The 26,230-nt window shown below is 72.7% G+C and carries 28 protein-coding genes; 8 read left to right on the forward strand and 20 right to left on the reverse strand.

Annotated elements, in window-relative coordinates; translation table 11 throughout:
- Window positions 1–29 precede the first annotated feature (29 nt).
- On the forward strand, window positions 30–602 hold the full coding sequence (locus NI26_RS11575) for a GNAT family N-acetyltransferase (RefSeq protein ID WP_066655430.1): 573 nt from the start codon (window positions 30–32) through the stop codon (window positions 600–602).
- Window positions 599–1,093 (forward strand): SRPBCC family protein, encoded by a 495-nt coding sequence (locus NI26_RS11580; protein WP_066655433.1) that lies wholly within the window; start codon window positions 599–601, stop codon window positions 1,091–1,093. The genes NI26_RS11575 and NI26_RS11580 overlap by 4 nt, the downstream gene beginning before the upstream one ends.
- Here the strand turns inward: NI26_RS11580 and NI26_RS11585 are convergent.
- The 6 genes from NI26_RS11585 to NI26_RS11610 all read right to left on the reverse strand — a co-directional run bounded on the left by NI26_RS11585 (window position 1,060) and on the right by NI26_RS11610 (window position 8,285).
- The gene (locus NI26_RS11585) at window positions 1,060–1,890 is read right to left on the reverse strand and encodes a MurR/RpiR family transcriptional regulator (RefSeq protein ID WP_066655435.1); all 831 of its coding nucleotides are present in this window, start codon (window positions 1,888–1,890) and stop codon (window positions 1,060–1,062) included. The two genes, NI26_RS11580 and NI26_RS11585, sit on opposite strands and share 34 nt — an antisense overlap.
- On the reverse strand, window positions 1,887–3,188 hold the full coding sequence (locus tag NI26_RS11590) for an allantoate amidohydrolase (RefSeq protein WP_066655438.1): 1,302 nt from the start codon (window positions 3,186–3,188) through the stop codon (window positions 1,887–1,889). The genes NI26_RS11585 and NI26_RS11590 overlap by 4 nt, the downstream gene beginning before the upstream one ends.
- Window positions 3,185–4,426 carry a pyridoxal-phosphate-dependent aminotransferase family protein gene (locus tag NI26_RS11595; protein WP_066655441.1) on the reverse strand — a complete coding sequence of 414 codons (1,242 nt, stop codon included), beginning with the start codon at window positions 4,424–4,426 and terminating at the stop codon, window positions 3,185–3,187. The genes NI26_RS11590 and NI26_RS11595 overlap by 4 nt, the downstream gene beginning before the upstream one ends.
- Window positions 4,423–5,829, reverse strand: coding sequence for an allantoinase AllB (allB, locus tag NI26_RS11600; RefSeq protein ID WP_066655443.1), 1,407 nt, complete (start codon window positions 5,827–5,829; stop codon window positions 4,423–4,425). Before allB ends, NI26_RS11595 begins: the two co-directional genes overlap by 4 nt.
- On the reverse strand, window positions 5,826–6,602 hold the full coding sequence (locus NI26_RS11605) for an aspartate/glutamate racemase family protein (protein WP_066655446.1): 777 nt from the start codon (window positions 6,600–6,602) through the stop codon (window positions 5,826–5,828). Before NI26_RS11605 ends, allB begins: the two co-directional genes overlap by 4 nt.
- A 120-nt stretch (window positions 6,603–6,722) precedes the next feature.
- Entirely contained in the window at window positions 6,723–8,285 is a 1,563-nt protein-coding gene (locus NI26_RS11610) for an NCS1 family nucleobase:cation symporter-1 (protein WP_081984981.1), read from the reverse strand.
- 214 nt (window positions 8,286–8,499) lie between these two features.
- Here NI26_RS11610 and NI26_RS11615 point away from each other — a divergent pair, with 214 nt between their 5' ends.
- Window positions 8,500–9,054, forward strand: a complete 555-nt coding sequence (locus NI26_RS11615) for a VOC family protein (protein ID WP_066655448.1) — start codon at window positions 8,500–8,502, stop codon at window positions 9,052–9,054.
- Window positions 9,055–9,151: 97 nt separating this feature from the next.
- Here NI26_RS11615 and NI26_RS11620 read toward each other — a convergent pair whose 3' ends face one another.
- A complete protein-coding gene (locus NI26_RS11620; RefSeq protein ID WP_066658521.1) occupies window positions 9,152–9,727 on the reverse strand; it encodes a uridine kinase family protein in 576 nt (191 codons plus the stop codon).
- Between the two features lie 159 nt (window positions 9,728–9,886).
- Window positions 9,887–10,402: a SecDF P1 head subdomain-containing protein gene (locus NI26_RS11625; protein WP_066655450.1), complete on the reverse strand. Its 516-nt coding sequence runs from the start codon at window positions 10,400–10,402 to the stop codon at window positions 9,887–9,889.
- 72 nt (window positions 10,403–10,474) lie between these two features.
- On the opposite strand from NI26_RS11625, the gene NI26_RS11630 reads away from it, so the two are divergent.
- Together NI26_RS11630 and NI26_RS11635 are read left to right on the forward strand one after the other, a co-directional pair.
- Complete coding sequence (locus NI26_RS11630; protein WP_066658524.1) at window positions 10,475–11,050, forward strand: VanZ family protein; 576 nt, start codon at window positions 10,475–10,477, stop codon at window positions 11,048–11,050.
- Window positions 11,051–11,066: 16 nt separating this feature from the next.
- Window positions 11,067–11,546: a hypothetical protein gene (locus NI26_RS11635; protein WP_144411346.1), complete on the forward strand. Its 480-nt coding sequence runs from the start codon at window positions 11,067–11,069 to the stop codon at window positions 11,544–11,546.
- A gap of 23 nt (window positions 11,547–11,569) precedes the next feature.
- On the opposite strand, the gene NI26_RS11640 is transcribed toward NI26_RS11635, so the two are convergent.
- Complete coding sequence (locus tag NI26_RS11640; protein ID WP_066655455.1) at window positions 11,570–12,103, reverse strand: GNAT family N-acetyltransferase; 534 nt, start codon at window positions 12,101–12,103, stop codon at window positions 11,570–11,572.
- Window positions 12,104–12,123: 20 nt separating this feature from the next.
- Window positions 12,124–12,714, reverse strand: a complete 591-nt coding sequence (locus NI26_RS11645; RefSeq protein WP_144411347.1) for a VOC family protein — start codon at window positions 12,712–12,714, stop codon at window positions 12,124–12,126.
- Between the two features lie 420 nt (window positions 12,715–13,134).
- Here NI26_RS11645 and NI26_RS16940 point away from each other — a divergent pair, with 420 nt between their 5' ends.
- Window positions 13,135–13,590 (forward strand): VOC family protein, encoded by a 456-nt coding sequence (locus tag NI26_RS16940; protein ID WP_066655461.1) that lies wholly within the window; start codon window positions 13,135–13,137, stop codon window positions 13,588–13,590.
- Between the two features lie 99 nt (window positions 13,591–13,689).
- Here NI26_RS16940 and NI26_RS11655 read toward each other — a convergent pair whose 3' ends face one another.
- The 3 genes from NI26_RS11655 to NI26_RS11665 all read right to left on the reverse strand — a co-directional run bounded on the left by NI26_RS11655 (window position 13,690) and on the right by NI26_RS11665 (window position 16,456).
- Complete coding sequence (locus tag NI26_RS11655) at window positions 13,690–14,412, reverse strand: VIT1/CCC1 transporter family protein (RefSeq protein ID WP_066658527.1); 723 nt, start codon at window positions 14,410–14,412, stop codon at window positions 13,690–13,692.
- A gap of 87 nt (window positions 14,413–14,499) precedes the next feature.
- On the reverse strand, window positions 14,500–14,994 hold the full coding sequence (locus NI26_RS11660) for a GNAT family N-acetyltransferase (RefSeq protein WP_066655463.1): 495 nt from the start codon (window positions 14,992–14,994) through the stop codon (window positions 14,500–14,502).
- Window positions 14,995–15,055: 61 nt separating this feature from the next.
- The gene (locus NI26_RS11665) at window positions 15,056–16,456 is read right to left on the reverse strand and encodes an LLM class flavin-dependent oxidoreductase (protein WP_268746752.1); all 1,401 of its coding nucleotides are present in this window, start codon (window positions 16,454–16,456) and stop codon (window positions 15,056–15,058) included.
- 113 nt (window positions 16,457–16,569) lie between these two features.
- Here NI26_RS11665 and NI26_RS11670 point away from each other — a divergent pair, with 113 nt between their 5' ends.
- Window positions 16,570–17,058: an SRPBCC family protein gene (locus NI26_RS11670; RefSeq protein WP_066655465.1), complete on the forward strand. Its 489-nt coding sequence runs from the start codon at window positions 16,570–16,572 to the stop codon at window positions 17,056–17,058.
- A 10-nt stretch (window positions 17,059–17,068) separates the two neighbouring features.
- Here NI26_RS11670 and sufU read toward each other — a convergent pair whose 3' ends face one another.
- The 6 genes from sufU to NI26_RS11700 form a co-directional block, all read right to left on the reverse strand.
- Window positions 17,069–17,515, reverse strand: a complete 447-nt coding sequence (gene sufU, locus NI26_RS11675; RefSeq protein WP_066655467.1) for a Fe-S cluster assembly sulfur transfer protein SufU — start codon at window positions 17,513–17,515, stop codon at window positions 17,069–17,071.
- Window positions 17,512–18,807 carry an aminotransferase class V-fold PLP-dependent enzyme gene (locus NI26_RS11680; protein ID WP_066658533.1) on the reverse strand — a complete coding sequence of 432 codons (1,296 nt, stop codon included), beginning with the start codon at window positions 18,805–18,807 and terminating at the stop codon, window positions 17,512–17,514. Before NI26_RS11680 ends, sufU begins: the two co-directional genes overlap by 4 nt.
- Window positions 18,808–18,905: 98 nt before the next feature.
- Window positions 18,906–19,118: an antitoxin gene (locus tag NI26_RS11685; RefSeq protein WP_066655469.1), complete on the reverse strand. Its 213-nt coding sequence runs from the start codon at window positions 19,116–19,118 to the stop codon at window positions 18,906–18,908.
- Between the two features lie 153 nt (window positions 19,119–19,271).
- On the reverse strand, window positions 19,272–20,567 hold the full coding sequence (locus NI26_RS11690) for a chloride channel protein (protein ID WP_066655471.1): 1,296 nt from the start codon (window positions 20,565–20,567) through the stop codon (window positions 19,272–19,274).
- A gap of 121 nt (window positions 20,568–20,688) precedes the next feature.
- Complete coding sequence (locus tag NI26_RS11695) at window positions 20,689–22,809, reverse strand: alpha-galactosidase (RefSeq protein WP_066655473.1); 2,121 nt, start codon at window positions 22,807–22,809, stop codon at window positions 20,689–20,691.
- Between the two features lie 136 nt (window positions 22,810–22,945).
- Window positions 22,946–23,929, reverse strand: coding sequence for a magnesium and cobalt transport protein CorA (locus NI26_RS11700; RefSeq protein WP_066658536.1), 984 nt, complete (start codon window positions 23,927–23,929; stop codon window positions 22,946–22,948).
- Between the two features lie 99 nt (window positions 23,930–24,028).
- Between NI26_RS11700 and NI26_RS11705 the strand changes: the two genes are divergently transcribed.
- Entirely contained in the window at window positions 24,029–24,877 is an 849-nt protein-coding gene (locus NI26_RS11705) for a tryptophan-rich sensory protein (protein ID WP_235426356.1), read from the forward strand.
- Window positions 24,878–24,996: 119 nt separating this feature from the next.
- Here NI26_RS11705 and ald read toward each other — a convergent pair whose 3' ends face one another.
- The gene (gene ald / locus NI26_RS11710; RefSeq protein WP_066655475.1) at window positions 24,997–26,097 is read right to left on the reverse strand and encodes an alanine dehydrogenase; all 1,101 of its coding nucleotides are present in this window, start codon (window positions 26,095–26,097) and stop codon (window positions 24,997–24,999) included.
- Window positions 26,098–26,230: the final 133 nt, after the last annotated feature.

The raw sequence follows: 26,230 nt of genomic DNA on the forward strand, positions 1-26,230 counted from the left end.
CGTGGTCGCGCCGTCGCTAGGCTCGCGGTGTGCTCCCCGTGACGCTCCGGACCGACCGGCTCGTGCTCTCCGCGCCGGGTCCAGCCGATGCGGAGGCCGTCATCGCGTACGCGAACGACCCGGACGTCATCGCGTTCACCCCGGTCCCCGTGCCGTACGGGCACGCCGAGGCCCGTCAGTGGCTCGACCTGGTCGAGGTCGGGTGGCGTGACGACACCCGGTACGACTTCGGGATCCGCCGTGCGGAGGACCCCCGGCTGCTCGGTACCGTCGGCGTCTTCGGCTTCGTGGACGGCGCCGGCGAGATCGGCTGGGCGCTGCACCCCGACGGCCGCGGGCAGGGCCTGATGGCCGAGGCCGCCGATCGTGTGCTGGCGTGGGCGTTCGCCGCACCGCCGGACGGGCTCGGCCTGGTGCGGGTGCAGTGGCGCGCACTCGGGACGAACGCCGCGTCGTCCGCGACGGCCCGGCGGATCGGCATGCGCTTCGAGGGTCGGTCCCGATCAGCCGTCGTGCACCGGGGCGCCCGCCACGACCAGCTGCTCGCCGCGGTGCTGCGCGACGACGACCGCACGGTGCCGCAGGTCTGGCCGGACGCGTGACCGTCGCCTTCCGGGTGGTCACCGAGATCGCCGCTCCGGTGGAGCGCGTCTTCGCGCTGTCGCTCGACATCGGCGCGCACGAACGCTCGATGGCCGATACCGACGAACGCGCCGTGGCCGGGACGACGTCCGGCACGATCGGGCTCGGCGAGAGCGTCACGTGGCGCGCGCGGCACTTCGGGATCGTCTGGTCGATGACGAGCAGGGTCACCGCCCTGGAGGCTCCGGGTCGCTTCGTCGACGAGCAGGTGCGTGGTCCGTTCGCCCGGTTCCGGCACGAGCACCGGTTCGAGCCGTCGGCCGACGGGACGCGGATGGTCGACGAGGTCGTCTTCCGGGCGCCCCTCGGCCCGCTCGGCTGGCTGGCCGAGCGGGTAGCGCTCGCCCGCTACCTGCCGCGGTTGATCGCCGCGCGCAACGCATCGCTGCGCGACGAGCTCGAGCGGGACGGGGACGGTCAGCGGGGGGCGAGCTCCCCGAGTGCGTCGTAGGCCGCCGCCACGGCGTCCACCCGGGCACGCCCTGCCGGCCCGGAGGCCTCGTACACGTCGTTCGCGATCGCTGCGACGACCGCGAAGAGCGCCGCCATCGAGTCGAACGCCGACGGCGAGTCCACCGGGCAGAGCACCGCGGTCGCCGCGGGCGCCGCGATCACGGCTGCGGTCGGGTCGCCGAGCACGACCACGTCGGCGCCGGTCGCGACGCAGTGCCGCACGAGCCGTTCGGCACCCGCCGCGTGCCGCCTGACCGTGACGAGCACGACGAGGTCGCGGCGGTCGAGGTCGGCGACCTCCTCGCCCAGGCGCTGCCCCGGTGCCGGACCGATCCGGACGTCCGGTCGCACCTGGGCCAGCTGCGACCGGAGCTGCATGGCGACGGGGTGCGCGCCGCGTTCCCCGAAGACGAGCACCCGCCGGGCACGGACGATCCGGCGGGCGAGCCGGACGCGGTCGGCCCGGGCGAGCGAGGCGAACGCGGCGTCGAGGTTGCGTGCCTCGACGGCCCGCTGGTCGACGTGCGCGGCGTCCTCGGCGGCCCACGGCAGGCCGCTCCCCCGCGCGGACATGAGCTCCTGGCGGACCTCGGCGGCGTCCTGGAACCCCAGGGACCGGACGAGCCGCGAGACGGTGGCCTTCGACGTGCCCGACTCGGCCGCGAGCTCGGCGGAGGTGCCGACGAGCAGCAGCTCCGGATCGTGCCGGACCATCGCGGCGACCCGGCGTTCCGCGGGCGACAGGCGGTCCCAGACGGCGTCCACCCGGGCACGGACGTCCGGCGCGGCGCTCACCGGGTCTCCGCACGGTCGTCGGCGATGCGCTCGACGGCGACGGCCAGCGCGTCGAGGCCGAGCGCGACGTCGTCCTCGGAGACGAACTCGTCCGGGTGATGGCTGATGCCGTCGGGGTTGCGCAGGAACAGCATCGCGACGTCGGTGACCAGCCCGAGGGACATCGCGTCGTGCCCGGCGCGCGAGAAGAGCTCCGCTGGTGTGGCCTCCCCGGTCGCGGCGATCCCCGCACGGACGGCGTCCATCAACGCCGGGGCACAGAACACCGCCGGGGCACGGTGCACCTCGGTCGGCGACACGGTCACGCCACGACGGGCTCCGATCTCGTCGAAGACCGCCGTGATCGACTCCCAGACGCGGTCACGTCCCTCGTCGAACTCCCCCCGCAGGTCGACGCTGAACCGGGCCAGGCCGGGGACGACGTTGACCGCCCCGGGCTCGACGGACATCGTGCCGACGGTGCCGACGTGCTGCTCGGCGCGACAGATCCGCTCGACGGCGAGCGCCGCCTCGGCCGCGGCGAGCAGCGCGTCGTGACGCCGCTCGTACGGGGTGCCGCCGGCGTGCCGTGCCTCGCCGACGGCCTCGACGGTGAACCGCCGGGCGCTCGCGATGCTCGTGACGACACCGAGCGCCTGCCCCGCCTGCTCGAGGTGGGGGCCCTGCTCGATGTGCGCCTCGAGGTAGCCGACGAGCCGCTCCGGGGGCAGTGCCGCCTCGCCGACGCGTTCCGGATCGAGCCCGAAGTCGGTGAAGGCCCGGCGGAGCGTGACACCGTCGCCGTCCTCGAGGTCCCACCACGCGTCGTCCCAGACCCCCGCCACGGCCGACGAGCCCAACAGTGCCTTGCCGAAGCGCGTCCCTTCCTCGTCGGAGAACGCGATCACCTGCAGCGCGAAGGGCAGCGGGCCGGAGGCCGTGAGCCGCGCGACCGTGCGGATCGCCATGAGCACGCCGACCACTCCGTCGTACCGGCCGGCGTCCACCACGGTGTCGAGGTGTGAGCCGAGCAGCAGCACGGGTGCGTCCGGCGTCGCACCGTCGACGATGCCGTGCAGGTTGCCCGCGGCGTCCTGCCAGGTGCGGAGTCCGGCGTCGCGCATCCACTCCGCGACCACGGCGTTCACCCGGGCGTGCTCCGGCGACAGGTAGACGCGGGTGGTGCGTCCGTCGTCCTGCGAGATCCCGGCGAGCGCGTCGCACCACCGGACGATCGTCGCGGCGTCGGCGATCGCCCGGGTGCTCGCGGTCGGCGCCGCGGGGGCCTCGGCCGTCGCGGGTCCGGTCGTCGTCGTCACAGGGCTGCCCCGACCGGCGCGACGCGGCCGGCGTGGACGTCGAGCGCGGCGTCGACCCCGGCGCCCTGCGGGACGGCGTGCCCGGCCCGGCGCAGGCAGTGTTCGAGGGCGGCCAGCGTGCGCACGACGGTGTCCTTGCGGGCGTTGTAGCCCATCGTGCCGATGCGCCAGACCCGTCCGTGCAGCGGCCCGAACGAGGTCCCGATCTCGATGCCGTGGTCCTCGAGCATCGCGCCGCGGACCTCGTCGCCGACGACGCCGTCCGGGATCTCCACGGCGACCACGTTGTGCATCTTGTGCGCGACGTCACCGAACACCTGCAGTCCGAGCGCCTCGACCCCGGCGAGCATCGCGCGACCGGCGATCGCGTGGCGCTCGACCACGGCGTCCCGCCCCTCCTCGAGCAGGATGCGGGCGCACTCGTTCGCGGCGTAGAGCATCGACGCGGCCTCGGTGTGGTGGTTGAGGCGCCGCGGGCCCCAGTAGTCGAGGATCATCGCGAGGTCGAGGTAGTTCGAGCGGATCGGGTCGTCGGACACGACGTCGTCGGCCTCGCGGATGCCGGCCTCGATGCTGCGGCGACCGTCGAGCACGGCCACGGCACGCGGCGACAGGGTGATCGGTGCAGTGCCGGAGGGGCCGCCCAGGCACTTCTGCAGGCCGGCGCTCACGACGTCGATGCCCCAAGCGTCGGTCTCGAGCGGGTTGCCGCCGATGCTCGCCGTCGCGTCGGTGTAGAGGAGGGCGCCGTGCCGGTCGCAGATCGCCCCGAGCTCGTCGAGCGGCTGGTTCATCGTCGTCGAGGTGTCGCCCTGCACGATCGCCAGGACCTTCGGTCGGACCCGGCGCACCGCGTCCTCGATCACGGACGGCGGGAAGATCTGCCCCCACGCGGTCTCGATGGTGTGCACCTCGGCACCGGCACGGGTCGCGATCTCGGCGAGCAGGTGCCCGAAGCGTCCGAAGACCGGCACGAGCACCCGGTCCCCCGGGGCGAGCAGTGACACCAGGGCCGCTTCGATGCCCGCGCGGGACGTGCCGTCGACGAGCACGGTGGCGTCGTTCCGTGTCCCGAAGACCTGGCGGTAGAGCTCCTGCGTCGCGGTCATCGTCGTCGTCATCCACGGGTCGTACTGCCCGACGAGCGGGGTCGACAGCGCGCGGAGCACGCGGGGGTCGGCGTCGATCGGCCCCGGTCCCATCAGGAGTCGGGCGGGTGGGTTGACTGGCTGCGTCATGATGCCTCCGTTCCGGGAACGAGCGTAGCGAAACGTCCGTTTCGTGCGTGTTGCGGCGCCGCGGGGCGGTCGAGCAGGACCCCCTCGACGGCGGTGACCCCGTGGCCGGCCGTCGCCACGAGCCGCCCGCGGAGCCAGGTCTCGGTGACGACCCCGAGCGTGTGCAGGCCGGCGTACGCGGACACCGGGTTGCGGTGGGCCAGGGCCGACACCTCGACGACGCCCTCGGCCGCCGGGTCGAGGACGGCGAGGTGCGCGACCGCACCCGGCGCGATCCGACCGCGGTCGTGGAAGCCGACGATCGCCGCGGGGCCGGTCGTGAACCAGGGCAGGACGGCGTCGAGCGGGAGCCCCCGGCGCACGGCCTCGGTCCAGACCGCCCGGAAGCCCACCTGGAGTCCGGCGATGCCGCCCCACGCCGACCCCCAGTCGTCGGTCTTCAGGTCGGCTGTGGACGGCGAGTGGTCCGACACGACGCAGTCGATCGTGCCGTCGAGCAGCCCCGCCCAGAGCGCGTCGCGGTTCGCGTCGTCGCGGATCGGCGGGCAGCACTTGAACTCGGTCGCGCCGTCCGGGATCGACCCGGCCTCGAACGCCAGGTAGTGCGGACACGTCTCGACGGTCACCCGGACCCCGTCGGCCTTCGCGGCGCGGATCATCGGGAGGACCCCGGCGTCGGACAGGTGCAGCACGTGCACGCGGGCACCCGTCGACCGCGCGCCGTCGAGGACCCGCGCGACCGCGGACTGCTCGGCGCTGCTCGGACGGGTGGCGAGGAAGTCGGCGTACCGTCCGCCGAGCGTCTCGTGCGGCACGAGGTGGTCCGGGTCCTCGGCGTGCACGATGAGCAGGGCGTCGAGCTCGGCGACCTCCTCGATCGCCGCTCGGAGCTGTACCGGGTCGAGGTGCGGGAACTCGTCCACACCGCTCGGCGCGGTGAAGCACTTGAAGCCGAAGACCCCGGCGTCGTGCAGCGGACCGCGTGCTCCGGCGTTCGCGGGGACCGCGCCGCCCCAGAACCCGACGTCCACCGCGACCCGGCCCGCGGCGCTCGCCCGCTTCACCGCGAGGGCGTCGACGTCGACCGTGGCCGGGATCGAGTTGAGCGGCATGTCGATGATCGTGGTCACGCCGCCGAGGGCCGCCGCCCGCGTGGCCGAGGCGAAGCCCTCCCATTCGGTGCGACCGGGTTCGTTGACGTGCACGTGCGTGTCGACGAGCCCGGGCAGGAGCACGTGCTCGTCGGGCACGGTGCGGTCGAGCGAGGCCGCGACCGCGGCACCGAACGGCAGGACCGCGTCGACCACGCCGTCGCGGACCACCACCGCGGCCGGGCGGAGGACGCCGTCGACCCACGCCCGCCGAGCGCGGAGCACCAGGTCGGCGCCCACCGCGGCGCTCATGCCGAGGCCCCCGCGAGCACGATCGGCGCGGAGACGTCGGACCTCTGCAGCGTGAACCCGGACAGGAGCCCGGTCACCGGCTTCGGTGGCGGAGGCGCGTACTCGCCGGTCTTGCCCGTGCGCAGCCCGAGCCGGACGAGCGACTCCGCGAGCACCGTCGCCGCAGCCACCCCGTCGACCACCGGCGCACCGATCTCGCGCGAGACCTCGGCACAGAACGCGGCCATGCCCGCGCAGCCGAGCACCACCGCATCGGCGCCGCCGGCGAGCACGGCGCGGCACTCCTCGACGACGAGCTCCCGGGCGCCCGACGTCGGATCGTCGAGCTGCAGCACCGGCACCTCGCACGCACGGACCTCGGTCACCAGGGACGCGAACCCGTAGCGCTCCGCGAGCTCCCACGCCCGTCCGGTCGTGCGCGCCAGCGTCGTGACGACCCCGAACCGGCGCCCCAGCATCGCAGCGGCGTGGAAGCCGGCCTCGGCGATCCCGAGCACCGGCCCGACGGCCAGCTCGCGCGCGGCGTCGAGACCCGGGTCGCCGAAGCACGCGACGACGTACGCGTCGACACCCTCCTGCTCGCCGAGCGCGATCTGCTCCAGGAGCCCGGGGACCGCCAGGGCCTCCTCGTAGTGACTCTCGATCGAGGCGGGTCCGGTGATGGGCGTCACCGCCTCGACGACGGTGCCGGTTCCGGCGACCGCGGCCGCGGCGCGGCCGATCGAGGCCGTCATCGACGGGGTGGTGTTGGGGTTGACGACGCGGATGCGCAAGCGGGGCCTCTCAGGCGGGGGTGGGGACGAGGAGGAGGTGGTGGACCCGGGCGGCGACGGTCCGGCCGGGAGGCGTGTCGCGCCTCCCGGCCGGGGTCGGTGCAGGGGTGTGGCGGACGGTCAGTCGCGTCCTGCAGCCGCGCCGTCGTCGACCGTCGGATCCTCCGATGCCAGCACCGGCATCCGCGGCGACCGACGCTCGAGCGCCCAGAAGACGACCAGCCCGAGCCCGCAGCCGATGAACCAGCTGTAGTTGCTCAACCACGGCAGGACACCCGTCGCGGGCGGCAGCACCGCGCTGGCGACCGACACCGCGCCGGCGAGCAGCAGGGTCCACATCGCGTTCGGGTTCCAGCCCGCGCGGTACCAGTACCGGGCGGTGGGCTCCTTCGTGTACATGTCGTCGACCGCCACCCGCTGCTTCGCGACCAGGTAGTAGCCGGCGATCAGGATCCCGAACAGCGGGCCGATCAGCGCGCCGAGGATGCCGAGCGTGTAGAGGATCGCCTGGTCGTTGCCGTACCAGTTCCACGGCGTCAGCAGCACGGAGCCGACCGCGGCGATCATGCCGCCCGTCCGCCAGCTGATCCTCCGCGGGGCGACGTTCGAGAAGTCGAACGCGGGGCTGATGAAGTTCGCGACGATGTTGATGCCGACCGTCGCGGTGACGAACGTCAGGCCGCCGAGCAGGATCGCGAACGGTGCGTCGATCGCTTGGACCGTCTCGATCGGGTCGGTGATGAGCTTGCCGAACACCGGGACCGTCGCGCTCGCGCAGAGCACGGTGAGCACCGAGAAGAACAGGAAGTTGATCGGCAGGCCCCAGAGGTTGCCGCGCTTGACGGCTCGGAACGAGCGACCGTAGCGCGAGAAGTCACCGAAGTTCAGCATCGGACCGGAGAAGTAGCTGACGACGATCGCCACGGCCGAGAGCATGACCGGGATCGAGGCACCGAACGACATGGGCGCGCCCGTGTGCAGCGTCAGCGAGATGTTGCCGATGCCGGCCCGGGCGACGAGGTAGACGGCGAGCGCGATCATCACGACGTAGACGGCCGGACCGGCGAAGTCGATGAAGCGGCGGATCGCCTCCATGCCCATCGAGAAGAGCGCGGCCTGCGCGACCCAGAGGATGCCGTACGAGATCCACCCCAGCGCGGAGAGCCCGAGGAACGAGTGGTCGAGCAGCGCCGCTGTGCCCGGGACGAACTTCAGGAACACGATGTTGAGCGACTGCGCGGCGAGGAAGGTCTGCACGCCGTACCAGGCCGTCGCGATCAGGCCGCGGATGACGGCGGGGACGTTCGCCCCGATGACGCCGAACACCGCGCGGTTGATGACCGGGTACGGCACCCCGGTGCGCTGGGACGGCTTCGCGACGAGGTTCGCGAACACCTGCACGATGAGGATGCCGACGACCAGGGCGACGAGCACCTGCCAGCTCGCGATGCCGAGCGCGAAGAGCGACCCGGCGGTGACGTACCCGCCGACCGAGTGCACGTCGGACATCCAGAAGGCGAAGATGTTGTAGCTCGTCCATCGCTGCTCGCGCAGCGGGGCGAGGTCCTCGTTGGTGAGCGCCGGGTCGTACCCGGGCTTGACGATGCCGGCGCCGGCGGCTGCCGACGACGTCGTCCGGGGGGCGTGGGGCGCGGCGACCGGGGTCGCGATCTCTGTGACCAAGGCGTCCTCCGTGGGAGTGTGCGGCGGGGGTCCCCGCTCGAGGACGACGCTACGAAGGCACTTCGCGTCGCCCGTTTCCCTCGTGTAACGGTCGTGTGACACGGACAGCCGCTGGAACGCTCGTTCCGGGCGGCAGCTGCGGGATGCCGCAGGGAACGCCGCAGGTCCTGCCCCAAGCCCGTCCAGGCCGCCCGACCGGCTCCATCATCGAGGGATGACCACGGGCATCCGGATCGACCACGTCGGCGTCACCGTGCCGGACGTGGAGGCCGCCACGGCGTTCTTCGCGAACGCCTTCGACGCCGTCGTGCTGTACGACGTGCGCCGGACCACCGACGAGCCGAACGGCACACCGGAGGCCCACCGCTACCTCGGCATCCCGTCGTCGATGGCGCAGGGCGCGATCCGCATGCTCGCGCTGCCCGAGGGACCCGGACTCGAGCTCTTCGAGTACCGCGGGCCCGACCAGCGCGCCGCCGCGCACCCGTCGGACCTCGGGTGGCAGCACCTGGCGCTGTACGTCGACGACCTCGACGCAGCCCTCGCCCGCGCGGAGTCCGCCGGTGCCGTCCGCAACTCGGACCCGCGGCCGCTGCGCGGCGAGGAGGCCGGGGAGGGCAACCGGTTCGTCTACACGCGCACCCCGTGGGGGTCGACGCTCGAGATGGTCACCTACCCGACGCCGCAGCCGTACCTGCTGCACGCGCCGCGGGCGAAGTGGGCGCCGTGGCCGGACGTCGCCCAGCTCCGGCAACTGGACCGGGCCTGACCGCATCCGGCTCGTGACCGGTCTGGAGGCACGGCTCGCGGCCGCCCCGCCGGTCACGGCGGGCGCCGGGTCGCGTCCACGTCGAGAGGCGGACGGGTCAGCGGGACGGCTCGACGAGCAGGTCGGCAGCGTCGCGGGGCGCGAAGCGCTGCGCGAAGTCCCGGTCGTTCGGGATCCAGACGTCGCGCCAGAGCGCGTCGTGACTGCGGCCGAGTGCCCGGTCGCGGGCCGTACCGCGGCGAGCTGCGGTGTCGAGGTCGACGTCGCACCAGACGGTCGCGTCGATCGCGGGCAACGCCTCGGGGTGGAAGAGTCCGATGAGGTCCAGGACGAGGATCCTCGCCTGCGGGAGCGGTTCCTCGGGACCGAGGGCCCGCCGTGCCCAGTCGTACCGCTGGAAGTGCCCGGGCCGTCCTCCTCGGAACGGTTCCAGTACCGTCGAGACCAGGCGGTCGCGCTCCACTCCGTCCCAGTCCGAGGAACGGCGGTGCGATCGAGCGGGGTCCAGGAAGTCGTCGCCGCGGAGCCGCACGGCATCGGGCAGTGCTGCGACGAGGCCGCGTGCGAGCGTCGACTTGCCGGAGCCGCAGAAGCCGGAGATGCCGACGACCAGCGGGTGCCCCACGACCCGCGATCGCTCGGCGATGTGCTCGAGGACGGTGTCCTGGTCCATCCGGCGAGTGTACGAGGAGCGGTCACTCCCGACGTCGACCCGGTGCGCCTCCACTCACCGACCGGGACGGAACTGCACCTGGTCGGAGGTCGATGACGAGCAGCGCAGTGGCGGTGGGCATGCCCGATCCTCTCACCGGGCGGTTCCGGGAGGGACCGGCTACCGGGAGTCCTCGGACGTCGTCGCGCGGAGGCGGTCGTCGACCTCGCGAGCTTCGGCGGACGACCCGAACGCGAGGGTGACCTCACCGCCGGTGAGGGGTTCCATGACCTGGGGCGCCGAGATCACCCTGCCGTCGAGGAGGATCGCCATGCGCTCGTCGATCGTCTCGCGGGTGGCCGAGGCCAGGACATCGCTGTCGGTCCTGTCCAACTGCAACACGATCGACCCGCCCGCGCCTTCGCCGTCGGAGAGGTGCGCGGAGGTCGGCGTGATCGACCCGAGCGACTTCGCCAACCGGTAGGTGGTCGCGCCGTCCTGGTCACACGCCGACGCTGCGACGTCAGTGGTGACCGGCGGCGCAGTGCACGCCTCCTCGACCTCCGACACGACGGCTCGGAGCTGCAGCGACTTCATCGCCGGACCGTCAGCAGGCGGCGCCTGGGTCGCGCAACCGGTGAGGACCGCGACCAGGCCAGCGGCGGCCGCGAGGCGGGTGAACCGTGGACCCTTCATCGCACCAGGGTAGGACTCGACGGGAACGCACGACAGTCCCCCGTCCTCCGGCTGCCCCGTAGTGTCGTGCTGATGTCAGACATTCCGTACGGCGAAGTCCCCGCCCTGCCCGTTGCATCCGTCTTCGGCATCATCGTCTTCGTCGTGCACCTGGTGTTCCTGCTCCGGTCCGGACGGTTCACCTGGCAGCGCGCGACCGTCGCTGGGGTGATCGCTGTCTACGCCGCGGGCATCCTCGCGAACACCGTCTTCCCCGTGTTCCTCGATCCACTCCCCGACGCTGAGCCGTGGACGCCAGCGCTGGCGCTGATCCCGTTCTCCGACTACGAAGCTGCGGACGCGGTGACCAACGTGGTCGTGTTCGCCCCGCTGGGCGTCCTGATCCCGCTCCTGATGCGCCGCCCGTCCTGGTGGAAGGTCCTCCTCGCCGCCGCGGCGGTGAGCCTGGCGATCGAACTGCTGCAGCTTGCTGCGCAGCGGCTCTTCTCCGGTGGCCACGTCGCCGACGTCAACGACTTCATCTGGAACACCGTCGGTGGGGTCCTCGGCTACGCGGTCTTCGTCCTGGCGTCACGGACGCCGGGCCTGTCCCGTCTCCTCGACGTCTTCCGCTGGCACCCGGCACCGAGGGAAGAACACGTCGCCTGAGATCGTACGATGCGGCATGGTTGCTGCTGTGGAACCGTGGACCTGGGCGACGACCTACAAGCTCGTCCTGACGAGCTACATCTGGCTCGCTGGAGCTGTCGCTCCGACCGGTGCGGTCATCACCTGCATCGTCATCGCCATCCGGGGCGGTGTCTCGCTCGACGGAGCCGCCAGCGCCCTCCTGTTCGTCGTCGTCTTCATCGTCGTCTTCGCCGTGATCGCCGCCGTCGGCGCTGCCGTGGCGCTGCCGTTCACCCAGCTCCTCGGCCGCGCGCTCCGACGCACTCGGAGCCGTGCCGTCCGTGTGAGCGCACATGCCGTCCTCGGCGGAACACTCGCCGCGATCGGCATGCAGGTGCTCCTGCTGGCCTTCGAGGACGACCACCTCACTTGGCAGTACCCACTGGCCGTCTCGGTCCCCGCAGGGATCGCGGCTGCCATCGGCCGCTGGCGACTCGACGAAGCGGAACGCCGCCGGTCGTTGCTGTCCGAGTAGCCGATCGGGTACCGAGTCCCGCGTCAGCGCTCGTCGCTTGCTGGTGGTCGCTCCCGCCAGAGGACCTCGTCGTCGCAACGGGTGCTCGTCGGGTGCATCCCGATCCGCAGGGCGACACGTGCTGAGGCTCCGTGCTCCGGGTGGATCCGCGCCCTGAGCTCCCGCACGTCGACCGAGCGCAGCCACGTCGCTGCGCGCTCCGCGGATTCGGTCGCGAACCCGTGCCCTTGCCCGCTCGGCGTGACGAGCCAGGCGAGGTCCGCCGTCGTGACCTGGGCGGTCCGGTGCAGGGTCGCCTGCACGAACCCGATCGGCGCGCGGCCCTGGCGGGGGCGGATGATCCAGTTCAGCCACCCTGCGGTGCCGTCCTGGGACCGACCCCGGACCTGACGGGTGTAGCGCGCACGGAGTTCCTCCAGGCTCGGCGGTCCGCCGCCGGTGAAGTGGTACAGCTCCACCGGCGCGAGCACGTCCACCATCACGTCGGCGTGTTCGACGGTCAGGGGTTCGAGGCAGAGACGGTCTGCGCTGAGCGGGACGGCGCGCGGCCACGGCATGCTCGCATCCTTCCAGCTGTTCAGTCGGTCACCGGACGTCCGCCGAGACCAGCAGTCACGGGCCGGAGGCGTTTCCCAGCACCGAGCGTCACCTCCTGCTGCACGGAGGTGCGCACCGTGACGGCGGTGTCCGCGACGTGACGCGTGCTGGTCGGGAACCACGCGCGGCCGGGGGTGACCAGGATGAGGAGACCGTCGACGTCTCCGACGGCAGCGAACTCGCTGGTGGGCTCGTTCCCGTAGGGCTGGAGGTCTGCTGCTCGCAGGGTCGCGACCGCGGCGAGGACGTCCGGGACTGCCACGCCGATCTCGCTCACGCAGACGAGATCGTCAGCGGCGAAGGAATCCACCTCTCGGGGAGGCAGGGCTCGACGTTCGATGAGTTCCAGTACCTGGTCATCAGGGCCGTCGAAGTACATCGACCGCGAGTCCCACGACGGGGGTCCTCCGAACTCCGTCCGATCGTCGACCGACAGGAGCAGCACGCGCTGTCCGAGCCACCGGCGGGCCAGGTCGAACGACCCGGTCGGGATGGTGAACGCGAGGTGGTGCGCGCCCTCGAAGTCGCTCTCCACGAAGCGCAGCCGGCTCAGGCCGATGGCCACGGTCACGCTCGGACCGTCCCGCTCGACCTCACACCCGAGTCGGTCGAAGAACCCGGCAACGACCGACGCGGACCGTGTGGGCAACAGGGCTTCTTCGATCTGCATGCGTCCACCTCACACCCGTGGCCCTGGACCATCGATCACCGGACGCGCACCATGAGCTCGGACGGGTCAGCCGACGGTGCGAAGCCGAACTGCGCGGAGAGACCGTGTGCATCTCGGTCGACGGGAGCGTGCGCTCCAGGCCGGGCGGTCCGAGGTCCTCGACCACGGCAGCGAGGAGCATCCCGCCCTCTCCTCGACCACGTACTCCCGGTGCGACGAAGGTCGTCGTTCCGTGCCCCTCGGCTCCGGTTGCTCGCACGTCGTGATCGCGACGACAGTGCCCGTGGGCCGAGCTGTCCGGTGGAGCGCGATACTGATCGGATGACAGCACCACTCGTCTCGGACGTCGCTCACGCCGGGCTCACCGTGGACGACCTCGACGACGCGCTGGTGCTGTGGTGCTCCGGTCTCGGCTTCGCGCTCGGACGGACCTTCACGCTCGACACGCGGACCACGACTGCGACCACCGGTGTCCAGGGATCCACCATCCGTGCAGCCACGGTCACGCTCGGGGACCAACGGATCGAACTGCTGCAGTACGACCCTCCCCGCTCGGGTCGAGCATCCGACTCCCCCGCGCACACCGGCACGGTCCACATCGCGCTGACCGTCTCGGACCTCGACCGCGTGCTCGACCTCTGCGCAGCACACGGCTGGCGGCCCGTCGGGGAACCGCACGAGATGACCAGTGGCGCCCGGACCGGCACACGGATCATCTACCTCGAGGGGGCGCTCGGCGGCTTCCTCGAACTGATCGCCCCACCGCAGCTTCCCTGACGCCACGAGCGGGGACGGTTTCGGATCGCTCCCCGGAGCGCATCGCCCTGACGCGAGTGGTCGATGATCGCGATCGCAGACTCGACCGTGCCCGTCCGGTCAGAGCGCGTGCGTCCCGAGCAGCGCCCCGGCCACGTAGGTCGCCGCGAGCGCGAGCGCCCCGCCGACGACCACCCGCAGCGCCGCGCGACCCCGACGGGCACCGCCGAGCACCGCACCGGTCGTGCCGGTCAGGGCGAGCGCGACGAGCGACGCGGTCACGGTGACCGGCACGCGGAGGGGTTCCGGCGCGAGCAGCATCGCGAGGAACGGCAGCAGTGCGCCGACCGTGAAGGTCGCCGCCGACACCCAGGCGGCACGCCAGGGGCTGACGATCTCGTCCTCGGCGTCGTGCAGGGCCGCTTCCGCGCGGCGACGACGGACCTCTGGCCGCGTCAGCTCCCGCGCGACGGCATCCGCGACGTCCCCCTCGACCCCGAGCGACCGGTAGTGCGCCGCGAGCGCCGGGGCGTCCTCGGCGTCGGCCTCGAGCTTCGCCTGCTCGGCGGCCTGCCCGGTGCGCTGCGCGTCGCGGGCACCGCTCACCGAGATGTACTCGCCGAGGGCCATCGAGATCGCCCCGCCGACGAGCGCCGCGGTGCCGGCGGCGACGATCGGTCCCGTGCCCGCGCCGGCTCCGGCGACCCCGACGAGCACGGCCGCGACGGACACGATGCCGTCGTTCGCGCCGAGCAGCCCGGCCCGGAGCCAGTTGAGCCGCGCGGCGCTGGTGGCGTCGTCGTGCTCGGAGGTGGGGAGCGAGAGGTCCGAAGCGGTCGACATGACGGCCATCGAACCACTCCCGAGCGGTTCGCGCCAGCAAGGTGAGGCAAGCCTGATCAGGGCTTTCGTGGTGAGGTGAGCCTCACCTCACCGAACGGAGGCCGCCTGCCAGACCCGGGTCGGACGGCCGTTCAGCGCGTGCGGGAACGGGTCACCGACCGGTCGGAAGCCCGCGCTCGTGTAGAGCGCGAGGGCGGGTGCGTTGTCGTCCAGCGCGTGCAGCTCGCACCGGTCGTGCCCGGCGGCTGCGGCGGCGTCCACCGCGGCGGTGAGCAGTCGACGGCCGAGTCCGTGCCCCTGTGCCGCCGGCGCGACCGCGAGGAGGCTGAGGTACGCGCCGTCGCTCGGCGCGCCGCCGGTGCCGGGTGCGGTGACGAGGGCGAACCCGAGCGGGGCGCCGCCGTCGTCGGCGACCACCAGGGCCACCCGCTCTGCGGCGAACTTCTCGTGCGCACGTGCGCGCACGGCGTCGGAGGCCGGCACCCCGTCCCGGTCCGCGACGGCGGCGACCCAGAGCGCGATGCACGCGGCCGCGGTCGCTTCGTCGTCCGCGGTGCGCACGACGAAGGACGACCCGATCACCCGACCACCATACGTCGCACGCCCCGACGGGCGGTCAGGTCGGAGCCCGCCGCGCGATCGGTCAGACGGTCGCCCGCGAGCCGACCCGGTACCGGGCGCCGCGGTGCTCCTCCGGCAGCCGGTCGCCGCGGCCGTGCAGCTTGTGACGGAGCGACCCCTCGACGTACTCGTCCGGGTAGGCACCGCGCGCGCGGAGCTCGGGCACGACGAACTCGATGACGTCCTCCCACGTGCCGGGGGTCACCGCGTACGCCAGGTTGAACCCGTCCACGTCGGTCTGCTCCTGGATGTCGATCAGCTGCTGGGCGATCGTCGCCCCGGAACCGACGGCCACCGGACCGAGGCCGCCGATCGCCGTGTGCTCCGCGATGTCCCGGACCGTCCAGTTCGACCCGTCCTCCCCCGTCGCCGCGGACAGGTTCGCCGCCGCCGACTGGATCGCGTTCGACTCGATGTTGCCGAGCGGCTCGTCCAGGTCGTACTGCGACAGGTCGACGCCCATCCAGCCGGAGTTGAGCACGAGCGCGCCCTCGGCCGACGCGTACGACCGGTAGTCGCGGTACTTGGCCTGGGCTGCCTCGTCGGTCTCGTCGGTGATGACGGTGAGCAGCGTGTAGACGCGGGCGGCGTAGCGGTCGCGACCAGCGGCCTCCAGGGCGTCACGGATCCTGCCGACGGTCGCGGCGAGCTGCGGGATGGTCGGCGCGCCGACGAAGACCGCCTCGGCGTTCTCGGCGGCGAAGCGGATGCCGCGGGGCGAGGCGCCCGCCTGGTAGACCACGGGGCTCCGCTGGACCGAGGGCTCGGTCAGGTGGATGCCGGGGACGTCGAAGTGCGTGCCGTGGTGCTCGATCGGGTGCACCTTCGACGGGTCGGTGAAGACACCGGTCTCGCGGTCCTCGACGACGGCGTCGTCCTCCCACGAGCCCTCCCACAGCTTGTAGAGCACCTCGAGGTACTCGTCGGCGACGTCGTAGCGGTCGTCGTGGGAGAGCTGGTCGGTCTGCCCCATGTTGCGCGCGGCGCTCGGCAGGTACCCGGTGACGACGTTCCAGCCGATGCGGCCCTTCGTCAGGTGGTCGAGCGTCGAGATGCGCCGGGCGAACGGGTACGGGTGCTCGTAGGCGGTGCCCGCGGTGATGCCGAAGCCGAGGTGCTCCGTCACGGCGGCCATCGCGGAGACGAGCAGGATCGGGTCGTTCACCGGCACCTGCGAACCGGTGCGGAGCGCGGCCTCGTTCGTCCCGCCGTACACGTCGTAGGTGCCGAGGACGTCGGCGATGAAGATGCCGTCGAAGCGCCCGCGCTCGAGCAGCTGCGCCAGGTCCGTCCAGTACGACAGGTCGTTGTAGTGCCGCGAACGGTCGCGGGGGTGGCGCCACAGCCCCGAGGACTGGTGCGCGACGCAGTTCATGTCGAACGCGTTGAAACGGATCTGCCGGGTCTCGTTCGTCGAGGTCACGCGGCGAAGCTACGTCCAGCAGCCCGACGCGTCACGTGAGGTGACGCCGTGTGACGCCCGCCCGACGCACGGCGCCTCGGACCTGAGTCGATCTCGCGTGGCAGCATGGCGGCGTGCCCGTCGTCGAGTCCCGCTGCGTCGTCCCCGTCCCCGTCGCGGTCGCCTTCGCCGTGTCGCAGGTGCAGGGACCGGTCCGGAAGCGCTGGGACCCCTTCATCCGTCGACAGCACCTCATCGGCGCCGACGCGCCGGCGAAGGGCGTCCGGACCTTCACGGTGCAGCGCTCGGGCCTGCGGATGGAGAGCGAGTACGTCTCGTACAACCCGCCCTCGAACGTCGGCATGAAGATGACGAAGGGCTCGTGGTTCTTCGAGAAGATGGGCGGTGGGTGGCGCTTCACGCCGGTGGAGGGCGAGCCGGGCCGCACGCTGGCGGTGTGGCGCTACAACTTCACGTGCCGACCCGCCTGGCTCGCACCGCTGGCCGAGCGCATCGGCGCGTTCGTCCTGCAACGCGACATCGACCGACGGATCGCCGGGTTCGCCCGGGGGTGCAGCGACCCGGTCGTGCTCGCACACGTCGGTGCCGCTCCTGGGAGCTGACCGGACCGGTTCAGACCGCGGTGGCCTCGCGGACGGCAGCCTCGGCAGCCACCCAGGCGAGCATCCCGCACTTCACCCGCATGACGAACTTCGAGACGCCGTGGAAGGCGACGAGGTCCTCGAGGACGTCCTCGTCGGGCTCCCCGGCCCCGCGCGACCGCATCATCGTGCGGAAGGACTCGGTGAGCTCGAGCAGCTCCGGGACGGTCCGGCCGACGGCCATGTCGGTCAGCACCGACGCCGAGGCCATCGAGATCGAGCACCCGTCGCCCTGCCAGCCGATGGCCGCGATGCGGTCCGACCCGGGCTCGAGCCGCACGCTGACGGTGATCTCGTCGCCGCAGGTGGGGTTCCGTTCGAAGTGCGACGCGTCGGCGCCGTCGAGCACGCCGTCGCCGTGCCGCGCCTTCGCGTGGTCGAGGATGACCTGCTGGTAGAGGGAGTCGAGGCCGTTCACGAGGCCGCTCCGAAGTACCCGCGGACCTCGCCGACGGCGGTCAGGAAGCGATCGACGTCCTGCTCGGTCGTGTACACGTAGGTGCTCGCCCGGCTGGTCGCGACGAGTCCGAGCCGACGGTGCAGCGGCTGGGCACAGTGGTGCCCGGACCGGACCGCGATGCCCTGCGCGTCGAGGTACTGCGAGACGTCGTGGGCGTGCACCCCGTCGACGTCGAAGGACACGAGTCCGGAGCGCGGCACCCCGGCGGGCGGGCCGACGACGCGGATGCCCGGCACCGCCGCCAGACCGTCGAGCATCCGGCGGGCGAGGTGCTCCTCGTGGGCGCGGACGCGTTCCATGCCGATGGCCTGCAGGTAGCGGACCGCCTCGGCGAGTGCGACGGCCTGGGACACCGGCTGCGTCCCGGCCTCGAAGCGCTCGGGCGCCGGCATGTACTCCGACGACTCCATCGTCACGGTCGTGATCATCGATCCACCGGTGCGGAACGGCGGCAGGGCGTCGAGGAGTTCCCCGCGACCCCACAGGACGCCGATGCCGTTCGGCCCGAGCATCTTGTGCCCGGAGAACGCGGCGAAGTCGACGCCGAGCTCCTGCACGTCGAGGGGCCGGTGCGGCGCGGACTGGCACGCGTCGAGGACGACGAGGGCGCCGTGCGCGCGGGCCGCTGCCACCACCGCGGCGACGGGCGCGACCATGCCGGTGACGTTCGAGACGTGCGCGAACGCCACGATCCTCGTGTGCTCGGTGATCCGGGAGACCGCGTCCTCGGCGGTCCAGGTGCCGTCGTCGGCCACCGGGACCCAGCGCAGGGTCGCACCGGTGAGCGCGGCGAGCTCCTGCCACGGCACGAGGTTCGCGTGGTGCTCGGCCTCGGTGACCAGGACCTCGTCGCCGGGACCGATGCGGAAGCGCTCCGCCGCCGCTCCCCCGCGTCCGCGGCTGGCGTTGGCGATGCCGTACGCCACGAGGTTCAGCGCGTCGGTGGCGTTCGCCGTCCAGACGACCTCGGACGGCGACGACGCCCCGACGAAGCCGGCGACCGTGGCCCGTGCGTCCTCGTAGGCGTCGGTGCTCAGGGCCGCGAGCGTGTGCGCACCGCGGTGGACGGCCGCGTTGTCGTGCTCCAGGAACCGTCGCTCGGCGTCGAGCACCTGCCGCGGCCGCTCGGCCGTCGCGCCGGAGTCGAGGTACGCGAGCGGCTGCCCGTTCACCTCCTGCTGGAGGATCGGGAAGTCCCGCTTGATCGCGGCGACCTCGGACTCGGTCAGCGGCTGGTTCGGGGCGAGCACGGTCACGCGGTCAATCGTGGTCGGTCCCGCCCCGTGCGTCCAATCGCCTGCAGCGGACAAGGAGCCGGAACGGCGGCGGGACGCAGGCAGGCCGGCCGCTACTCGTTGCCGATGCGCTTGTCGGCCTGCTCGCGTGCGGCGTCGATCTTGTCGTCGTACTTGCCGCCCGTGGCCTTCTTCACCGCGTCGGCCACACCGCCCAGGACCTTGTCGCTGACGTCCTCGGCCTTCTCGCTCTTCAGGGCGTCCTGGACCTTGCCGTCCTTCAGGAGCTCCTGTGCCTTCTTCGTGATGTCGTCGAACCCCGCCATGGACGGCTCCTCACCTCGTGCGGGGCCCGTCGCCCCGACCTGCCGCCGATGGTAGGCGCGGCCCCGGCGCCTGTCCGGGTGTGCCGGCCCGGTGTCGCGGCTCCGGCGCCTGTCCGGTGTCGCGGCCGGCCCGACCCGGTCCGGACGGACGGCTCAGACCATCTGCGCGCTGCGTCGCCGCGCGAGCAGGTAGGAGACCGCGACCGAGCCCGTGATCGCCAGGAGCGACGGGATGAGGATGTCCGTGCCCTCCTGCGTGAACTCGACGACGAGCACGAGCGCGGTGAACGGCGCCCGCATCGTGGTCGCCAGCAAGGCCGCCGCTCCGACGAACGCGAACGCCGCCAGGCTCGACCCGTCAGCGGGCCAGAGCAGCACCCACAGGCCGCCGAGCGCGGCGCCCACCGCGGAGCCGATGGCGATCGAGGGCGTCAGCGTGCCACCGACCGCACCGGCTCCGATGGTCGCCGAGGTCGTGATCGTGCGGATGATGCCGAGGAGGAGCAGGAACACGATCGGCGACAGCCCGGCGAACGTCGGCGCCTCGGTCGTGGCGTTCATCGCGACGAGGCCGAGCGCGCGCCCGTTGCCGAGGATCTCCGGGAACGGCACGGCGATGAGCCCGACCATCGCGAAGACGACGGGCAGCACGACGAGCAGGTGCCACCCCTTCGGCGCCATGCCCTGCAGCCGGTTCGTGAGCTTCACGAAGCCGACGCCCGCGAACCCGAGCAGCGGCCCGACGACGACCGCCCAGACCAGCAGCGACGGCGACAGGTGCATCGCGGGCACGTCGTAGAGCACCTCGTCCGGGATCACGAGCCGTGCGGTGAACGCGGCGATCGCACTCGTCGCGAAGGCCGGCAGTGCGGTCGCGAACGTGAGTTCACCGAGCAGCACCTCGACCGCGAAGAGCGCGCCTCCGAGCGGCACGTCGTACACCGCCGCCAGGCCGGCAGCAGCACCGCAGGCGACGAGGATGCGCGTCTCGCGCCCCGTCAGGCCGGCACGAGCGGTGACGAGCTGGGACAGCCAGGCACCGATCTCGCGGGGCGCGACCTCCTTGCCGATGGAGGCGCCGAGCCCGACGGCCAGGATCTGCACCGCGGCGTTCGCGACCGTGGCGAGCGCCGGCATCCGCTTGCCGTCGACCGCGCCGGTCACCGACACCACGGGCTTCGCCCACCGCCGGAGCGCCCACCACGCGACGCCCGTGAGCACGCCGGCCGCGGCGAGCGCGAGGAAGCGGTTGAGCCCGGAGGGCGCATCGGCCGCCTCGCGGTGCCCGCCGAACGGGTACCCGAAGGCGACGAACTGGATGGCCTGCAGGGCGAGCCACACCGAGATGCCCGCGACGCCGCCGGCGATGCCGACGAGCCCGGTGATCACGGCGAGCTTGAGGGCCCAGACCGGCGTGGTCGTGCGTGTCGCGTTCCCGGTCTGCGGCATGACCGGAAGCCTAGCGGCGATCGGGACCGGCCCACGGACGGCCGACGGCACCCGTGGACGGACGGGAGGCCCGTGGCGGGGCCGCCACGGGCCTCCCGTCCGGCTGCTGGTCGCGTCGCGGTCAGACGGCCGTCACGCGGAAGGGGACCACCTGGTCGGCCGGCAGGAGCGGGGGCTGGAGGCCGACCTGCTCGAGCACGCGGCCGCTGAAGACGCGGTCGCCGGCCCACCAGTCGGGCGCCCGGACCTCGTGGTCCTCGCCGACCAGGACCGGGTCGACGCGGTACCGCGTGTCCGGGTCGAGGTCACGGAGGACCACGCGCCCGATGCCCGACACCTCGGACCGGCCCGTGCTCGCGACGAAGAACACGGCCTGGCGGCGGTCCTCGGCGACCACGCCGTAGACCAGGCGCGTGGGGTCGACCTCGTCGACGCGGACGAGCAGGCCGCCGTGCAGGAGTGCGCGCCACTCCTTGTGCAGCGCGATCCACGACGCGAGGGTGCGCTCCTCGTCCGCGGTGGCCTGCGCGAGGTCCCACTCGATGCCGAAGTGCCCGATCAGCGCGGTGCCCGCACGGAAGGACACGTCGTGGAAGCGGCCCGTCGTGTGGTTCACCCCGCTGGCGACGTGCGCGCCGAGGAGCTCCGGCGGCAGCAGCTGCTGCGTCCAGCGGTGCATCTGCTGACGCTCGAAGGGGTCGATGTCGTCGGACACCCACACGCGGTCGGTGTGCTCGATCACCGCGAGGTCGACACGCGCACCGCCGGACGAGCACGACTCGATCTCGAGCCCCGGGAAGCGTTCCTTGAGCGTCGCCATCAGGCGGTAGGTGGCGAGGGTCTGCTCGTGCACGGCTGCCCCGCCGCCCGGGTGCCCGGCCTCGACCAGGTCGCGGTTGTGGTCCCACTTGACGTAGTCGACGCCGTACTCGCCGATGATCGCGGTCATCCGCTCGAGCACGTACGCGTACGCGTCCGGGATCGCGAGGTTGAGCACCTGCTGGTCGCGCGAGCGGACGGGCAACCGGCCGTCCGCCTGCATGATCCACTCCGGGTGCGCCCGGGCGAGGTCGCTGTCCTCGTTCACCATCTCGGGCTCGAACCACAGCCCGAACTCCATGCCGAGGGCACGGACACGGTCGACGATCGGACCGAGGCCGTCCGGCCAGACGTCCTCGTCGACGTACCAGTCACCGAGACCGGCGTGGTCGTCACGGCGACCGCGGAACCAGCCGTCGTCGAGCACGTACCGCTCGACGCCGAGCCGGGCGGCCCGCTCGGCGAGGTCGGTGAGGCGGGCGAGGTCGTGGTCGAAGTAGACCGCCTCCCAGACGTTGATCGTCACCGGCCGCGGGGTCGACGGGTGCTGCGGGCGGCTGCGGAGCCAGTGGTGGAACCGGCGGGCCTGGTCGTCGAGGCCGTCACCCCACGCGCCGTACACCCAGGGGCCCTCGTAGGTCTCGCCGGTGTCCAAGCGGACCTCGCCGGGGAGCACGAGCTCGCCACCACCGGCCACCTGGCGCCCGGTCGCGAGCCGCTCGGCGAAGTGACGGTGGTTCCCGCTCCACGCGGTGTGCACGCCCCAGACCTCACCGCGGGCGAACCCGAACCCGGGCTCCCCCACGCTGAGCACGGTCGCGGCGTCCGCTCCGGTGCGACCCTTGCGGCTGTCGCGCTCGTGCGTGCCGACGACGAGCTCGCGACGCTGCGGGGTGCGCTCCTTGCCCCAGCGGCCGGCGAAGTCGAGGACCTCGCGGGCGCGGGAGGGCACGGGCAGCGCCACGGTCAGGTCGTCCACCGTGTAGGTGCCGACGGCGGTGTTCGTGACGGCGGCGCGGGCGCGCACCAGGCCGGACACGAGCAGCTCGAGCGTCACGCGGACGGCGAGGCCCGCGGTGGTGTCCTCGGCCTCGGCGGTCACGTGGGTGTCGTCGACGTCGATCGCCGTGACGGTGAAGGCCGGTGACCAGTCGCGACCACCACGGTGGCCGGAGAGCCCGGGGCGACCGGTCCACCCGCGGTGGGGCTCCGGCAGCAGTGCGAGGCGGACGGGCACGTCGGCCTCGTTGTTCGCGACCGGGGCCACGTCGGCGTCCGCGAGGGCGACGAGCTCGTCGAGGGCGAGCGGCCCGAGGGCAGCGCCCCAGTGCACGACGGCGGGCAGCGCGCCGTCGCGGCAGTCGAGCACGACGGACACCCCACCGGCGGTCAGGTGGACGAGGTCGTTCGTGGTGGTGGGCATCGTTGCTCCGGTCGGCGTCGTCGACGCCTGTGCGTCGTGGGCACGACGAGCCTGGCTGGCGCGGCGCGTGCTGCGCAACACGACGCGCGAGGGTCCGCGGAACCGGCGGGGCCGGGCCGTCCGGGACGGTGGGTCGTCAGAACCAGCGCTTCACCTTGAAGACGACGAACAGGATCGCGGCGAAGGCGATCATCGCGACGATCGACAGCGGGTACCCCCACGTCCACGACAGTTCGGGCATGTGCGTGAAGTTCATCCCGTAGATCGCCGCGATGAGCGTCGGCGCGAACAGGATCGCCGCCCAGCCCGAGATGCGCTTCGTGTCGTCGTTCTGCTTCTGCGCGGCGAGGGTCGAGTCGACCGTCAGCGCGTTCTGCAGCAGCTGTCGGAAGGTGTCGAGTCGCTCGACCGTGCGGATGACGTGGTCCAGGACGTCGCGGAAGCGGCGCTGCAGCTCCACCGGCAGGTGGTACTTCTCCGCGCCGCGGTGCAGGTTCTCGATGATGCCGATGAGCGGACGGGCCGCGCGTTGGAAGTCGACGACCTCGCCGAACAGCTCGTAGATGCGCCTCGACACCCCCGCCACCCCGGAGAACAGCTGGTCCTCGATCTGGTTGATGTCCTCCTCCAGGCCGTCGATCACCGGCGCGTAGCCGTCGACGATCGAGTCCATGAGCGCCCAGAGCTGCGCCTGCGGTCCCGCCGTCACGAGGGCCGGTTTGCCGCTGAGCCGTCGGAGCGCGTGCGGGACGGCTTGCGCGCCACGTGGGTCCGCCGGGACGACCGCCAGGAAGAAGTCCTGCCCGACGAAGGCATGCACCTCGCCGAACTCCACCTCCTCCGGGCCGTCGTGGTAGACCGCCGGCTTCAGCACCGTGAAGAGCGTCGAGCCGTAGCGTTCGAGCTTCGGGCGCTGGTGCCCCTCGGCGGCGTCCTCGACCGCGAGCTCGTGCAGCCCGAGGGCGACCGCGACGTCCCCGAGCTCCTCGGCGTCGGGGCGGTGCAGCACGATGCACGCGCTGGCGCCCTGCTCGCCGATCATCCGGAAGGTGTCGTCGAGCGACGGGCAGGCGATCGGGGCGATGCGGTCGACGTAGACGGTGTTGAGCTCGACGGTCACGATGCCACCGTACGCACCGCCCGTCGGCCCGTCCCCCGGCCACCTGGACGTCGGCTGCGTCCGACGCGACGGCACGGGCCTACCGTACGGGTCATCAGCATGCTGACGAACGGAGCGGACATGAAGAAGATCTGGAAGCGCATCGCGGTCGCCGTGAGCGCTGTGGTGGCAGTGGTCGGCGCCTTCGTCGGCTCGGGCGCAGCGGGCGGGACCCCCATCGCCGAAGCGGCCGGCGGTGCACTCTCGGCGTCGTCGACCGCGATCGCACCGGCCGGCCCCGCGTTCTCGATCTGGAGCGTCGTCTACGTCGGGTTGATCGCCTACACGGTGCGGCAGTTCTTCCGCACCGCCGACGACGAGCGCCACGAGCGCCTGTTCGTCCCCGCGGTGCTGTCGCTGCTGCTCAACGCGGCGTGGATCCTGTCCGTGCAGTTCGGGTTCCTGTGGGCGAGCGAGCCGATCATCGTCGCGCTGCTCGGCGTCCTGGTCTGGGCGTTCGCGGTGCTGCGGCGGACGCGTCCCTCGGGTGCCGTCGAGGCGATCGTGACCGACGGGACGTTCGGGCTCTACCTCGGGTGGGTCTGCGTCGCGACCGCGGCCAACACCGCAGCGGTGCTGACGGCCGCGGGCTTCCGGGGCTTCGGACTCGGGCAGGACGCCTGGGGCGTGCTCGTCGCCGCGGTCGCCGGGCTCGTCGGGGTGCTCCTGGCGATCTGGGGCGGCGGACGACTCGCACCGACCGCGGCGCTGTCCTGGGGTCTCGCGTGGGTCGCGGTCGGGCGGCTCGACGGGCCGCTCGTGTCCGTGCCGACGGCGGTCACGGCCGTCGTGGCGATCGCCGTTGCGGTCGTCGTCACCCTCGTGGTGCGCGCCCGGGTCGGCTGGGCCGCGCGCTCGCGCGGGGCGCGCGCCGCGGCCGGCGCCGCGGCCGCGGCCCGCGCGGCGTAGCCGCGGCGCCCGCGCGCCCGCGCGGCGCAGCCGCGAGACTCGGCTGGGCGGACACTTTCGTGGCGTTCCAGCCGCGAAAGTGTCCGCCAGGCCGAGTCTCGCTGCCTCGCGCCGGCGCGTCAGCGCGCGGCGGCCGCCAGGCCGTGCGCGGCCGCGACGGCCTCGTTCACGACCTGGCCGGCGTGCACGTTCACACCCTTCGCGAGGGCCGGGTCGACCTCGGTGGCCCGCTCCCACCCCTGGTCGGCGATCGCGAGGGCGTAGGGCAGCGTCGCGTTCGTCAACGAGATCGTGCTGGTGCGCGGGACGGCACCCGGCATGTTCGCGACGCAGTAGTAGACGGCGTCGTGCACACGGAAGGTCGGGTCGTCGTGCGTGGTCGGCCGCGAGCCCTCGAAGCAGCCGCCCTGGTCGATCGCGATGTCGACGAGCACCGACCCCTGCCGCATGTCCGCGACCATGGCGTCGGTCACGAGCTTGGGCGCCGAGGCACCGGGGATGAGCACCGACCCCACGACGAGGTCCGCCTCGCGCAGCGCATCGGCGATCGCGTGCGACGACGACCGCAGCGTCGTGATCCGACCGTCGAACCGGGCGTCGAGCGCACGCAGCCGCGGCAGGCTGATGTCGAACACCGTGACCTCGGCGCCGAGCCCGAGGGCCATGGTCGCGGCGTGCTCCCCCGCGACCCCGCCGCCGATGACGACGACCCGGCCGCGCGGCGTCCCGGGGACCCCGCCGAGGAGCAGCCCGCGGCCGCCCTTCGTGCGCATGAGCTGGTCGGCGCCGACCTGCACGGAGAGTCGCCCGGCGATCTCGGACATCGGCGAGAGCAGCGGCAGCGACCGGTCCGGCAGCTGCACGGTCTCGTAGGCGATCGCGGTCGCACCAGAGGCGACGAGCGCGTCGGTGAGCGGCCGGTCGGCAGCCAGGTGCAGGTAGGTGAAGAGCACCTGTCCCGGACGGATCGACGGGTACTCGGAGGCGACGGGCTCCTTCACCTTGAGGACGAGCTCCGCCTGCTCCCAGACCTCGGCGGCCGTGCCGACGACGGTGGCTCCCGCAGCCCGGTACTCGTCGTCCGAGAAGGACGATCCGGCTCCGGCACCGGCCTGCACGAGCACGCGGTGACCGTGCAGCGCGAGCTCACCCACACCCGCCGGCGTGGCCGCGACGCGGTACTCGTTGTTCTTGACTTCGGTGGGGACGCCGATCAGCATCACGGACTCCTTCGTGGGCGGTGCAGGACACTTCCACGATGCGCCGGAGTTCGTCTCGGATGGGTTTCCGCCGAACATCTGCACGGTCTCCACCGATACGGTCGCACGAGATTCGGCTCGGCCCGCGCACGCC

Origin of the sequence: Curtobacterium sp. MR_MD2014 (assembly GCF_000772085.1) — a bacterium.
Taxonomy (GTDB): Bacteria; Actinomycetota; Actinomycetes; order Actinomycetales; family Microbacteriaceae; genus Curtobacterium.

Coding starts and splice junctions, on each gene's coding strand:
- NI26_RS11595 (WP_066655441.1), bottom strand. CDS start 4,426: ATGACGCAGCCAGTCAACCCACCCGCCCGACTCCTGATGGGACCGGGG.
- allB (WP_066655443.1), bottom strand. CDS start 5,829: ATGAGCGCCGCGGTGGGCGCCGACCTGGTGCTCCGCGCTCGGCGGGCG.
- NI26_RS11615 (WP_066655448.1), top strand. CDS start 8,500: ATGACCACGGGCATCCGGATCGACCACGTCGGCGTCACCGTGCCGGAC.
- NI26_RS11620 (WP_066658521.1), bottom strand. CDS start 9,727: ATGGACCAGGACACCGTCCTCGAGCACATCGCCGAGCGATCGCGGGTC.
- NI26_RS11625 (WP_066655450.1), bottom strand. CDS start 10,402: ATGAAGGGTCCACGGTTCACCCGCCTCGCGGCCGCCGCTGGCCTGGTC.
- NI26_RS11630 (WP_066658524.1), top strand. CDS start 10,475: ATGTCAGACATTCCGTACGGCGAAGTCCCCGCCCTGCCCGTTGCATCC.
- NI26_RS11635 (WP_144411346.1), top strand. CDS start 11,067: ATGGTTGCTGCTGTGGAACCGTGGACCTGGGCGACGACCTACAAGCTC.
- NI26_RS11640 (WP_066655455.1), bottom strand. CDS start 12,103: ATGCCGTGGCCGCGCGCCGTCCCGCTCAGCGCAGACCGTCTCTGCCTC.
- NI26_RS16940 (WP_066655461.1), top strand. CDS start 13,135: ATGACAGCACCACTCGTCTCGGACGTCGCTCACGCCGGGCTCACCGTG.
- NI26_RS11655 (WP_066658527.1), bottom strand. CDS start 14,412: ATGTCGACCGCTTCGGACCTCTCGCTCCCCACCTCCGAGCACGACGAC.
- NI26_RS11685 (WP_066655469.1), bottom strand. CDS start 19,118: ATGGCGGGGTTCGACGACATCACGAAGAAGGCACAGGAGCTCCTGAAG.
- NI26_RS11690 (WP_066655471.1), bottom strand. CDS start 20,567: ATGCCGCAGACCGGGAACGCGACACGCACGACCACGCCGGTCTGGGCC.
- NI26_RS11695 (WP_066655473.1), bottom strand. CDS start 22,809: ATGCCCACCACCACGAACGACCTCGTCCACCTGACCGCCGGTGGGGTG.
- NI26_RS11705 (WP_235426356.1), top strand. CDS start 24,029: ATGCTGACGAACGGAGCGGACATGAAGAAGATCTGGAAGCGCATCGCG.
- ald (WP_066655475.1), bottom strand. CDS start 26,097: ATGCTGATCGGCGTCCCCACCGAAGTCAAGAACAACGAGTACCGCGTC.